Origin of the sequence: Marinilabilia sp. (assembly GCF_016278715.1) — a bacterium.
In the GTDB taxonomy this organism is placed as follows: Bacteria; Bacteroidota; Bacteroidia; order Bacteroidales; family Marinilabiliaceae; genus Marinilabilia.
This window is the reverse complement of the sequence record NZ_JADQBH010000078.1, coordinates 1-13,338: the sequence shown is the minus strand read 5'-3', so window position 1 is coordinate 13,338 and position 13,338 is coordinate 1. Positions and strand designations below refer to the sequence as shown.

The window sequence follows — 13,338 nt, the reverse complement described above, 5'->3', positions numbered from 1 at the left end:
GCGTTTCACCATCATCCCCCATATCCCCATCATCCTGCGAAACCCCATTGTTTTGTATACCGCCATCCCCATAATCATTTTTATCAATCACGACGATTCCGTGCACATGATTGGGCATCACCACGAATGAATCCAATACAACAAATGGAAAATGGTTGGGTATTTCGGACCAAAATTTTTCGACCAATTGGCCAACATCAGATAAATGCATTTCACCATTGACCACACGACCGAAAAAATGGTCGCGATTTTTGGTGCAAATGGTGACAAAATAGGCGGCATTGCTGCCGTAATCCCAATTTGGCAATCGGGCCGATGAAATGCGGTATTTATTTTGAAATTTGTGGGTCATCTCATTTGGTATGGTTTACACAAACAGTTTTTGCAACAATCCCCGTTTCCATTCTTTCATTTTTTCAATTTCGCCGGTGGTGTGGGCTATTTTTTTGTCCAGGGCGGTGAGGAATTGGGCGATTTTTTGTTGTTCGGGTAGCGTTGGAATTACAACCCTAATTGCAAAATAATCACCAACTCCAATATTTAATAAACCATGGTTCCGAGCACCTTCTTGGGCTACTTTATATATTTCTTTGTTTACTACTCCAGACTCAAACATTTTTTCTGCAAAACCACCTTCAATACATCTTTTGCTCCTAAAGCAAATATAAAGGGTCGAGACTACTCCTTTTGTGTAATTCTTAAGCCTTTTTGTGGCCCCCATAGGATAACCTCTAGAATAACTCCTGTTGTAGGCAAAATCACCCTTTTCCAACAAATAATAACCTTGGAGATCTTTCCCAGAAACAGAATTATTAAAATATAGCAACTGATTGACTAATCCATTTTGAGCGGATATGGTTAATACATTATTATTATTTTCTGTATTCTTTCGTGTTACTCGATCAAAAACCTCCCCCAACTTCTTCTCCTCCCACTCCGGAAACTCCCTCCCCTTTTCATCCTTAAAACGGATTTGCCGGTTAAAGATCTTTTGCATGGTGCCTTTTTTGTAAAGCTCCAGTTGCTCCTTTTTGCGGGTCAGCAGTTGAATGCGTTTATCAACGGCAGTGAGGAAATGGGCGATTTTTTGTTGTTCGGGGAGGGTAGGAAATTTAACCTTCAACTTATATAAATCCCGACTATAGATTGCTGCAACACTCGTTGTTCCAATTGCAAATCTTCGAAGTGATTTAATTGTTGAATAAGTATTGAACAGATAATTAATAAACCTGTTAGTGCTTTCTATTTCATCATTGAAAGTAATTCGTAACAAATTTGAATTATATAACGCAAGAGGTAATTCATCTTGCCAGATTGCTACTTTACCAACTAATTCTAAGGTATTTCTGGTATTAAACAAAAAATCGCCATCTTTTAAAATATCGTTTTCATTGTATTCTTCTTTTTCCTGAAGAAAGTACTTTTTATCAAGAATAATTTTCCCTCTTCCTATATTTCCCATTTTTATTAGAGGTAAACCTTTACTAATTTCTAGGTTCCTATAGTTTCCACCTAAGCGAGCATCTGAGATTATATTTTTTATTGGTCTCTCCTCCCACTCCCCATCAAACTCCGGGAATCTCAGTTGCGGTATGTTGTTATGTTGTTTCATTTGTTTTCTGTTGGTTGTCTGGACCTTGATTATTGTCAATCCACATTCTGTTTGGCGGTTGATACGCCCAAATTGGGCGGTAGATACGCCCAAATTGGGCGTATCTACAACAACACATTTCCCAACCATTTCGAAAATCCCATTCATTTTGGTGATTTCGTCCGTTTTGGTGGTTATGTGCATTTTTGTGATTTTTTTGTTTTCAAATAGAAACCAAATTTTTGGATACCCTATTTCAAAATGGTGTTGATATATCTAATTCCTTACAATATTTTTCAATTTCCTCATCTACCTCCTCCATTTCCTGGTCAATTTCCTTTATTTCCCCGGCCACCTGATTCAGATCCACCGGTTCCTCCTCCTCAAAGGTATCCACATAACGGGGAATATTCAGATTGTAATCATTTTCGGCAATCTCATCCAATGAGGCCACATAGCTAAATTTGTTGATGGTCGTACGATTGCGGTAAGTATCCACAATCAGCTCAACATCCTCGTCGCGCAAGGTATTTTGATTGCCGCTTTTGATGTAATGACCTTCTTTGCTGGCATCGATGAACACAATATTGTCGTCCACCTTACGGCATTTCTTCAACACCAGGATAGAAGTAGGAATAGAGGTACCATAAAAGATGTTGGCAGGCAAACCAATGACGGCATCCAGATAATTGAGTTCTTTTATGAGGTATTGACGAATGACACCTTCTGCTGCTCCGCGAAACAACACACCATGAGGCAACACACAGGCCATAATGCCATTGTCGGCCAAATGGTAAATCATGTGCTGCACAAAGGCATAATCGGCTTTCGTTTTAGGTGCCAGTTTGCCGTACTGACTGAAGCGCTCATCGGTTTCGTTCAGGGGATTGTCAGCACCTTTCCAATGAGCTGAGAACGGCGGATTGGCCACCACAGCCTCAAAACGTTGCTCCAGATGTTGGGGGTGTTCCAGGGAATCGTCCTGCTGAATATCGAACTGGCGAAAATGCACATCATGCAAAATCATGTTCATTCGTGCCAGGTTGTAGGTGGTGCGGTTCAGTTCCTGACCAAAAAACTCACCCACGGTGGCTTCCTTGGCCACACGCAACAACAGAGAGCCCGAACCACAGGTGGGATCATAAACCGATTTCAGTTTGTCTTTACCGGTGGTAACCACCTTGGCCAAAATCTTAGAAACCTGCTGTGGCGTGTAAAACTCTCCGGCCGATTTTCCGGCTCCTGCAGCAAATTTAGAGATCAGGTATTCGTAAGCATCGCCCAGCACATCCGATTCAATCTCGTCCAGTTTGAAATCAATCTGATTGAGATAATCCAAAATCTTAACGATAATCTCGTTACGTGCTTTTACCGTGCGACCAATCTTGGTAGAATTCAAGTCCAGATCTTCAAACAAGGCGTTGAAATCATCCTCCGACTCCGTACCCATGGTACTTTGCTCAACGTGGTTGAGAATACGCTGAAGGTCTTCCAGTATGTAATCGTTTTCGAGCCCGCGCCGGGTTACCTCCGAAAAAAGATCCTGAGGTTCCAGAAAATACCCCAGCTTTATCAGCGACTCTTCACGAATGGCATCAAGAGCTTCCGGATCAGTTAATTCCTGGTATTCCGTCACACTCTCCCCAACAAGCAAATGATTGGCATATAAATGCTGCTTCTCGGACAAATATTTGTAAAAAATAAAACCGAGAATATAATCCCGGTAATCGTCGGCACTGATCTTTCCTCTTAAAAGATTGGCTATTCCCCATAGTTGGGTTTCCAACTGTTTTTTTTGGTCTTCAGACATATATTTTAATGACTATTAGATTTTAGTTAAGATGTTGTAGAAAGACAAACCTATTCAATTGGAGTTTATCCTTATTTGCCCTAAAATTAACAATTCGTTCGAATTTTATGGTAAATTAATCGAAGGGATTTTCCCAAGGTAATTTTGGAAGTTAATCAGGATAAAAAAAACCCGCCCCACTAAATTTAGCAGGACGGTTTTAAAATTGGTTACTGTTGAAGCAAAAATAGCACCAAGGCAATAAAAACATGTATTCCCCATTTAAGTGCTTGAAAGAAAAATGAAGCAATTGTTCATACGATAAAAAATTATATTAGGGCTAGCTGAAAAAGTCAGCAGACAAATTTTGGATTTCATTATTGGTTTTCTTTTTGGCATTGCCCCAAAAAGAAACAAATCCCGATTATGGTTTTTGGGAGTTTTCCACAAAAACTTTACAAAACCTATATCGGGACTAGTCCGTTTAAACCTATCCGCCCACATCAGGCTTAATTTCCCGCTGGCCCGCAAGGCCTTGAATTCGTCCATTTAGCCTTCTCGCCAACCGCCGGCCCGGAAAACGGACGGGCCCGCGCGCCTTTTAAATACTAAGATGCATTGCTGTTTTAAAACAATCTTTCATCAGTATGAAATTTATCTAAGTTATAGGTCTGATGTAACTCGCATGATTGATTGTTTACAATCTCATTTGGAGCAATCGTTGTCATGCTCGTTTCAGAACAAAAATCACTAAAATATTATCCTAAAAAAGTTCTCAGGTGCAAAGCTTTTTCTGATTTTAATAAAATTGTAAAACTTTTTGCAGCCATTGAATAAATGGCACTTTCCTTTTTACCCTTTTCCCGGTTTATGGGTCGTAAAACATGATTTTCCCTGTATGAATCCGTTCCCTGTCATCAATTTGCCAAAAAACGGTGGCGCGCGGCCAATACTTAGAAGTGCAAATTCTAAATTCATTAATCAGGTAAGCAACCTGATTCTTTTCAAAAAAAATCCTTGTTGTGTTCGTTTCAATCTCAAACATTTGAAAATGGGAACTTGTCATTCGTTAACTCAAAAAATAATCCTCGAACGGTTCAATTAAGGATATTTGGGATATATTTGACTTAAATTTTCTGCAAATCAAACATCCATTATATAAAAATGGCATTTACCAATTTCAATAATCTGTTCGTAATTACCATCTTCGGAGGTTTAATTCTACTGGCATTCATAAACGCAACCAACCCATTAAAAATAAACGCCAGAGGCAATAAATGGCTGTCTGTTTTTTTATTACTTCTCTCCACGTTTTGGCTGGAAGAAATAGCCAAATTCACAGGTTTTGGCGAAATCAACAAAAACCTTTCCACCTTCATTCATTCCATTCAGATTTTCACACCATCATCCCTGTATGCTGCTGTTTTATTTTATACAAATCCCAATTTAAAAATCAGGCCCTCTCACTGGAAACACTTGTTAATACCCATGGTTTTTATTGCCATTGAGATCAACAAAATTCCCAATACGTCCAATCAATCATTATTAAACACAACAGGGACCATTATCATTTTATTCCAGGCACTACTCTATTGTATTTTGGCTTTTATTAAAATCAGGAAGCACCAAAAACAGATTTTGTTGTATTCCTCCAACACTCAGGACATCAACCTCAACTGGCTGGAATATATTATTATCCAGATTCTGACACTAACCATCATCGTTTTATTCTACAATATTTTCTTCAACGGTCAGGCTCCCAATATTCTTTTAAACAGCATACAACTGATTACAGTTTTTATTATTGCGCATTTTTCTTTGAAACAGAAGGAGATTTTTCCCTCACAAAAAGAGAACTTGATAATGGCAAACAGCCCCCATGGGAAAATTCAGGAAAGGAAGAAATTACTCGCCGATGACGAATTACAGTCAATCATGAGAAAGCTTAGAAACATAATGATTAACGAACAACCTCATCTGGACTCTGATTTAAATCTTGTCAAATTAGCAAAGCAGTTATCGATTACGCCCCATCAATTGTCTTACACCATCAACTCAGGTTTCGATGAAAACTTTTTCCAGTTTGTCAATCGTCACAGGGTAGAAAAGGCCAAAGAGTTGCTAAGGAACAGTGACAAAAAAATCACCATGATCGCAATTGCGTTTGATTCTGGTTTTAATTCCAAAACATCTTTCAATACCACATTTAAAAGAATGACCGGGCAAACTCCCTCTGAGTACAAGGAAAAATGTTCCGATATATAATCCCGTACACTTTTCATTCGCTTCAGAAACCATTCTAGAAACCTGATTATGTTACAACAACAATAAAAACAGGTTCACTTTTATAATTCCGAACGGTTGCATCCTAAAAACATGATAAACTTGTTTCATAAAATAAAATGAAAATGAAAATGAAAATGAAAATTTATCTGATTTGGATGTTTTGTTTTGTGCTATTGGAACTTTCGGCTCAAACACCAACACAAAATATTAAAGGACGCGTATTAGATGCGGACACTCACATGCCTCTGCCACAGGTGAACGTTTACATAGTGGATTCTAATCCTTTAATAGGAACAACCACTGATGCAAACGGGCATTATATTATGGAGAATGTGCAGATAGGTCGATATACCATCAGCTTTAGTTTCATTGGCTATGAGCAGGCCCTTTTAAAGGAAATCAATGTAGGGTCTGGAAAAGAAACCGAGCTGAATGTTCTGCTCAAAGAAAACTTCAGACAATTAGAAGAAATTGTGATCAAACCAGGCTTTCGCAAAGACAAAGCACAAAATAACATGGCAACACTCTCGGCTCGTTCTTTCTCTGTAGAAGAAGCCACCCGTTTTGCGGGCGGTTGGAACGACCCTTCTCGACTGGCAGGTTCTTTCGCTGGTGTTACGATGGCCGAAGGGGTTAATGACAATGCCATAGTAATCAGAGGAAATGCCCCCAAAGGTATTTTATGGAAACTTGAAGACGTTCAGATTCCGGCACCCAACCATCTTAACGGGGTCAACAACGGCGGAGGCATAGAAACAGTTTTCAGTGTGAATATGTTGTCCAATTCTGATTTTTTCACAGGTGCTTTTCCGGCAGAATACGGCGATGCCATGTCAGGAGCGTTCGATATGAAACTCAGAAATGGCAACACCGACAATCGAGAGTCGGCTTTCCAGATCGGATCGCAGGGAATTGATATCAGTTCGGAAGGCCCTCTGAATTCCAAACATAAAGCCTCTTATCTGTTTAATTACCGATACTCCACCATGGGCCTGGCTGGACTGTTAATTGGTAATGATTTTGGAATACCGGAGTATCAGGATTTGAGTTTCAAGTTCTATTTGCCTACTGCCAACTCGGGAACATTTAAAATATGGGGCATTGGCGGGCTTAGCAATGTGTCTTTCGAGCCGGATGAAGATCCGGATGATTGGTCAAATACTTTTGACAACAATCAATACGTTACTGGTTCGGACATGGCTGCAGCCGGCATTTCACACCAGCTGAATACAAGCCGAAAGCACTACCTTAAATCTTCACTGGCAACCACCTACAGCAGGTTCTCAATGAACAGCGACCAACTTCTCCGCAATGGTGAAGTTATGCCCCTGGCCGATCATGAAGAAAACAACACACGAGTCCTGTTTAATACCAGTGTCAAAACCAAAATAAGCAATCGCCTAACCAACAAAGGCGGCGTAAACCTAACATTTCAAAACTACAACTTAAACATTCGGGGGAACCCAAATCCCGGAATTAACGAGATATTGGAGCTCATTACTGACCAAAGTGGAAATGTTATGCAAGCGCGAGTTTTCGATCAACTTCAATGGCGGATTAGCCCGACTATCGATCTTAATACCGGCATCAGCATCTCTTATTTTGAAATGAATAACAATTGGATACCGGAACCCAGAATGGGGATTTCCTGGCGATTTCTGCCCCGCCACTCCACTCATCTTGCTTATGGCAAACACAGTCGCCCAGAGCCCGTGCGTTTTTACCTGGCAGAAAATGACACCGGACACCTACTCAATCCTCAACTCAGGGTTACGAAAGCACACCACTATGTTCTGGCATATGATTTCAGGATTAACGAAAGCATTAAGCTAAAAACAGAAGGCTATTATCAGGAATTGTACGACGTACCTGTCATTGACGGTTCTTCAGAATCCCTTATAAATTATACCTGGGACATGTATTTCGATAAGCCCCTCACCAACAAAGGGACAGGCACCAACAAGGGGATTGACATCACACTGGAGCGATATATGAAAGATGGATTTTATTACATGTTCACGGGCACTATTTTCGATTCAAAATTCATCGGAGGAGATGGCAAAAAGTACAATACATCATTTAACCGGAACTTTGTATTCAATTTGCTGGGTGGTAAAGAATGGAAAATAAAAAGAAAAAACACGCTTGGTCTTAACGGTAAAATTGCTTTTATGGGCGGTAACCGTTTTACTCCACCTGAACAGGAGCAATCGGCCATGCATGAAATGGTGATACCGGATGAATCAAAAGCTTTTGAATGGCAGGAAAGCAACAAGCTGTTTTTAGATATAGCCGTCAATTATCAAATCAACCAAAATAAAAAGGCACATGTCATTGCCATTCAAGCTAAAAATGTCTTAATGCAAACCGAAATGTTCGGATGGGCCTATGATTTTGAAAAACGAAAAGTGGTGGAGCATGGTATTACTATGGTATATCCCTATTTTTCATACAAATTACTGTGGTAAAGGCAAGGCTCTCCTCTCTTACATAAAACTGTATCCTTTTGGAGTAGGCTTATGCACAACGATTCAATAAACGCATTCCCAAGAACGGTTATTTTTCTTCATCAAAAAAAAGTGCACAATCCATGTTTATTTAGCATGCTTCGTACACCCTCCTTTATGGAATCAATTATCCCCCAGCCACATAAAGGTCAGAATATAAAATTATCCTTAAGCAGTCTTCGGGGCAGGACATCCAATTTGTTTTATTGTTTTTAAGTTTTCGGTTGCCTCTAAAACTAACTTTTTTTCTTTTTCCAAAAAGACTTAACAGTTTATTTACTGAACTTAAGAGATGAAAGCCCTCACTCAAACAGACTTTTTTCCAACATAAACATTACAATATTGTTAAAATACCCTATTTGGCAATTCTCCGTTTGGTGAGAATTTCAGGGATTAAAGAGTACAAAAACACTCTATCATGAAAATCCCTTTTGAATAGCTGATTATTCAATCTTAAATTGCTGTTTCAATTTATTTTCAGCTCTAAATAATATATCAAATAATCCCATTGTCGTAGCGATATTTTTTAAAGCAGAACCCGTTAGCTCCACTTCTCCACGTACTTCTCTCATTTTATCCATTGTCGTTTCCTTTTTTCTCTGAACCATAATATTAGTCCAAAAAGAATTGACAGCAAAATCAAACTTGGTTCGCTAATTCGTTGGGTGTCCTCGCCAGGGTCTAATGGACGCCATAAGGCAACACACAGGCCATAATGCCATTGATTGAAATTCCGGAACACAAGTCAGGATAGAACAATACCCATCGGACAGCAAAAATCGTCTGTTCCTCTTCGCCTGATTTTTCTATCTTTGAACAAGGAAAATTGCTAACAAAACAGAAATCATGAAACAAAGACTACCTGGAATCTTTTTACTGGGAATATTTATCTTCACGGGAGTTGGATGCACTACAGAAATATGGAAGGACAACAGCTATTCCCCTGAAGAACGGGCAAACGATTTGCTAAAGGAGCTGACACTTGAAGAAAAAGTGTCTTTAATGGTAGATCGTAATGCCCCTATTGAACGACTGGGAATTGAGGAATACAACTGGTGGAACGAAGCGTTACACGGTGTAGCGCGGGCCGGCGAAGCAACAGTTTTTCCACAACCCGTAGGTATGGCAGCAGCATTTGACGGGGATATGGTGTTGGATATATTTTCTGCCATTTCGGATGAGGCACGTGCCAAACACCACTATTTCAAGGAACGTGGAGAACGCAGCCGATATCAGGGGCTAACCATGTGGACACCTAATATTAATGTTTTTCGCGATCCGCGATGGGGACGAGGAATGGAAGCTTATGGTGAAGATCCTTTTATGAACGGTGTTCTGGGAACGGCAGTGGTAACGGGGCTGCAAGGCGACCGCTCCGGCAAATATGACAAACTACACGCCTGCGCCAAGCATTACGCGGTTCACTCGGGACCCGAATGGAACCGTCACTCCTTTAATGCCAAAAACATTAAGCCAAGAGATTTACATGAAACTTATCTTCCGGCGTTTAAAAAACTCGTAATCGATGGTGATGTGCGTATGGTGATGTGCGCTTACAACCGTTTTGAAGGTGTACCCTGCTGCGGAAACGATCAATTATTGACAGATATCCTGCGCAATGAATGGGGATTCGACGGAGTGATACTCTCTGATTGCTGGGGCATCAATGATTTTTATAATGAAAATGCACATGCCACCCACCCTGATGCGAAAGCGGCTTCAGCAGATGCCGTCCTGGCAGGAACAGATCTGAATTGCGGCGATAGCTATCCGGCTTTGGTAGAAGCTGTTGAACAGGGATTGATTACTGAAGAACAACTGGATATTTCCCTGCGTCGGTTGCTGATTGCCCGATTTGAGCTAGGCGAGATGGATCCGGATGAAGAGGTGGAATGGTCAAAAATTCCTTATTCAGTAGTATCCTCTCCGGAACACGCTGACATGGCCCTGGAAGCCGCCCGCAAATCCATGACACTGTTGATGAATAAAAACGGAGCCCTTCCGCTGAAAAAAGAAGGACTCACTGTTGCAGTCATGGGCCCCAATGCCAATGACTCACTCATGCAGTGGGGCAACTACAACGGAACACCAGCGGCCACCACAACCATTCTACAGGGAATCCGAAATGCTTTAGGAAATGACGACCAGGTAATCTATGAGCAGGGAACCGAATGGGTGGACAACCGCATCTTTAAAAGTGTATTCAACCAGTGCATCAGTGAAGAGGGACAAGGGTTCTCGGCACAATACTGGAACAATCCCGATCGTGAAGGAGAACCTGATGTGGAAACACTGGTTAATACACCATTCAGTTTTCATACCGGCGGAGCGACCGTTTTTGCTCCCGGTGTTAACCTGACAGATTTCTCAGCGCGGTACAAAAGTGTGTTTACTCCGGAACAATCAGGAGAAATATATTTTAATTTTTACGTCAATGGCATCATCCGGTTAATGGTGGATGGAGAACCCGTGTTTGAACACAGGGCAGAACATGGTGGTCGCAAGCAGGAATACAAAATGGAGGCAGAAGCAGGCAAATCCTATGATATTGAACTGGAATTTGCCCACTATATGTCCGAAGCCGAACTGGACTTCAACATGGGTTACATGGCAGAAGTGGACATTCCTGCATCCGTGGCACGCGTAGCAGATGCCGATGTGGTTGTTTTCGCTTCCGGTATCTCTCCTTTCCTCGAAGGCGAAGAGATGGGGGTAGATCTTCCGGGCTTTAAGGGAGGCGACCGCACAGACATTGCCCTGCCTGCAATTCAAAAAGAAATTCTTAAAGCATTACATAAGGCCGGAAAAAAAATAATTCTTGTCAACTGCTCCGGCTCTGCCATTGGGTTTGAGGAAGTAACTGATTACTCTTCAGCCATTTTGCAGGCATGGTATCCCGGTCAGGCCGGCGGAACAGCTGTTGCAGATGTTCTGTTTGGTGATTACAATCCTGCTGGTCGTTTGCCGGTAACCTTCTACAAAAACGTGGAACAGCTTCCCGATTTTCAGGATTACAACATGGCCAACCGTACCTATCGATATTTCGAGGGAGAACCCTTGTTCCCGTTTGGTTATGGATTGAGCTACACCACTTTCAGTTATGAGAACCTTCAGTTAACGAATTCCACCATATCAGCCAATGAAGAGGAGTCTTTAAAGGTATCGGTAACAAATACCGGCAACTATGATGGAGAAGAAGTTGTACAGCTCTACCTTCAGAAACCCGATGACACAGAGGGCCCGTCATTGACATTGCGTGGATTTAAAAGAGCATTTATTCCCAAAGGTGAAACAGTGGAAGTAGAATTTCAACTTACGGAAGATGTTTTGGAATGGTGGAATGCTGATGCTCAGCGGATGACCACCCTGGCCGGGGACTACAATCTGCTGGTTGGCAGCTCATCCCGTGTGCAGGATTTACATGAGGTACCGCTTACAGTAGTTCAGTAAATCATTGACTTTCTTGAATATTCAGCCATCTACATCTCGTGTAGATGGCTTTTTTTATTGTTTAAACGATAAAACCATTTCCGAAACATAATTGTTAGTTTAAGTCAACAATACTTCGTGATCCCGAAGCTTCGGGATTAAATGCCTGTTAGTGAGTAGTTTGCGCAATGCGCAATATCTGGCACAACTCTATGATAATAAAAACTTTGCGTCTTTGCGTTTAGGCTTTTTTTAACGAACTATTAAGTCAATAAACCACATCAGAAACATAAGACAACAAAAGATATTTAACCCTATAAGGCATATACGTAAATTGTATATCCATTAATCAGGTTAGCTCCGTTCAACTAAAAATCACCACCATGCAAAACAAAAAACTATCCAAAGATACCGATCGCAGAACATTTCTGAAAAACCTTGGACTGATAGGTACTGCAGGCTTTTTCGGAACCGGCATTTTAAATACAGCATGTGGAGCCAGCTCTGCCGGAAAAGCTGATAATAAAAACAAAATACCCGGCGTTGCACTGGTAGGATTAGGGGGATATGCCACAGGACAACTGGCACCTGCACTTCAGGAAACCAGGCATTGCAGACTCACCGGTATTGTTACCGGGACTCCTGCCAAAGAAGGACAATGGATGGAAAAATACAACATCCCAAAAAAGAATGTGTACAACTATGATAATTTTGACAGCATCGTCAACAATAAAGACATTGATATCATTTACATAGTGCTTCCCAACAGCATGCATGCCGAGTATTCTATCCGGGCAGCCAAAGCAGGAAAACACGTGATTTGTGAAAAACCAATGACCACCAACGTAGAGGATGCCAGAGCCATCATCAAAGCCTGTAACGACAACAATGTGAAATTATCTGTGGGGTATCGGCTTCATTTTGAGCCTCATCATTTGCGGGCAATGGAACTGGGACAAACAGAAAAAATGGGAAAAGTACTCAACACAGATGCCGGATTTAGTTTCGTCCTCAACAACAAAAGCTGGCGTCTGGATAAAGAAATGGCAGGTGGCGGCCCCCTCATGGACATAGGTATATACACCATCCAGGGAGCCTGCTATACCAAAGGACAATGGCCCGTTGAAGTTGAAGCCCAATATGGAGAAGTTACCAAACCGGAGTTGTTCGATTCAGTGGAACAATCCATCTCGTTTACCCTTAAATATCCTGATGGCACCACATCTACACACCACACAAGCTATGCCGATAATGCCAATTACTTAAAGACAACGGCCGAAAACGGGTGGTGGGAATTAAACCCTGCCTATAGTTACAGCCACATCAGCGGGGAAACCCTCACTGGACCGATGGACCTTCCAAACGTCAACCAACAGGCGCGGCAGATGGATGCTTTTGCCCTTAGTATCATCAGCGACACCCCCATTCTGGCAACCGGCGACATGGGATTGAGAGATATGATAATAATGGAGGCTGTTTACCAGGCAGCCAATACCGGAAAACCTGTTTCCATTGAACTGAAAGGCCTGGACATACCTGGTTTCGAACTTCATAAAAAAGTAAATAAATCTCTAAACCGGCCCCAATTATAGGTTTTTGTTTATAGCAACACTTCGTTATCTTGAATCTCATGAGTTATAAGTGTTTGATAATTAATAATTTACACAATCCGCAACGAGACACATAACTCTCTCATAATAAAAACTTTGCGTCTTTGCGTTTATGTTTTTTTTAAC

The 13,338-nt window shown here is 41.3% G+C and carries 8 protein-coding genes and 1 pseudogene; 4 read left to right on the top strand and 5 right to left on the bottom strand.

Annotated features, from left to right (window positions below):
* From QZZ43_RS05075 to QZZ43_RS19575, 4 genes and pseudogenes are all read right to left on the bottom strand, one after another.
* A pseudogene (locus QZZ43_RS05075) lies at nt 1–352 on the bottom strand (hypothetical protein); the annotation flags it as partial.
* A 15-nt stretch (nt 353–367) separates the two neighbouring features.
* Nucleotides 368–1,795 (bottom strand): restriction endonuclease subunit S, encoded by a 1,428-nt coding sequence (locus tag QZZ43_RS05070; RefSeq protein WP_291856840.1) that lies wholly within the window; start codon nt 1,793–1,795, stop codon nt 368–370.
* A gap of 52 nt (nt 1,796–1,847) precedes the next feature.
* Nucleotides 1,848–3,401: a type I restriction-modification system subunit M gene (locus QZZ43_RS05065; protein ID WP_291856839.1), complete on the bottom strand. Its 1,554-nt coding sequence runs from the start codon at nt 3,399–3,401 to the stop codon at nt 1,848–1,850.
* 847 nt (nt 3,402–4,248) lie between these two features.
* A complete protein-coding gene (locus tag QZZ43_RS19575) occupies nt 4,249–4,425 on the bottom strand; it encodes a DUF6371 domain-containing protein (protein ID WP_367221271.1) in 177 nt (58 codons plus the stop codon).
* 119 nt (nt 4,426–4,544) lie between these two features.
* Here QZZ43_RS19575 and QZZ43_RS05060 point away from each other — a divergent pair, with 119 nt between their 5' ends.
* Both QZZ43_RS05060 and QZZ43_RS05055 read left to right on the top strand, forming a co-directional pair.
* Nucleotides 4,545–5,645: an AraC family transcriptional regulator gene (locus QZZ43_RS05060; RefSeq protein ID WP_291856838.1), complete on the top strand. Its 1,101-nt coding sequence runs from the start codon at nt 4,545–4,547 to the stop codon at nt 5,643–5,645.
* 149 nt (nt 5,646–5,794) lie between these two features.
* Entirely contained in the window at nt 5,795–8,134 is a 2,340-nt protein-coding gene (locus QZZ43_RS05055; RefSeq protein WP_291856837.1) for a TonB-dependent receptor, read from the top strand.
* A 482-nt stretch (nt 8,135–8,616) separates the two neighbouring features.
* Here the strand turns inward: QZZ43_RS05055 and QZZ43_RS05050 are convergent, their stop codons facing one another.
* Nucleotides 8,617–8,754: a hypothetical protein gene (locus QZZ43_RS05050; protein WP_291856836.1), complete on the bottom strand. Its 138-nt coding sequence runs from the start codon at nt 8,752–8,754 to the stop codon at nt 8,617–8,619.
* A 265-nt stretch (nt 8,755–9,019) separates the two neighbouring features.
* On the opposite strand from QZZ43_RS05050, the gene xyl3A reads away from it, so the two are divergent.
* Nucleotides 9,020–11,623, top strand: coding sequence for a xylan 1,4-beta-xylosidase (gene xyl3A, locus QZZ43_RS05045; RefSeq protein ID WP_291856835.1), 2,604 nt, complete (start codon nt 9,020–9,022; stop codon nt 11,621–11,623).
* A 362-nt stretch (nt 11,624–11,985) separates the two neighbouring features.
* Nucleotides 11,986–13,194, top strand: a complete 1,209-nt coding sequence (locus tag QZZ43_RS05040; RefSeq protein WP_291856834.1) for a Gfo/Idh/MocA family oxidoreductase — start codon at nt 11,986–11,988, stop codon at nt 13,192–13,194.
* Nucleotides 13,195–13,338: the final 144 nt, after the last annotated feature.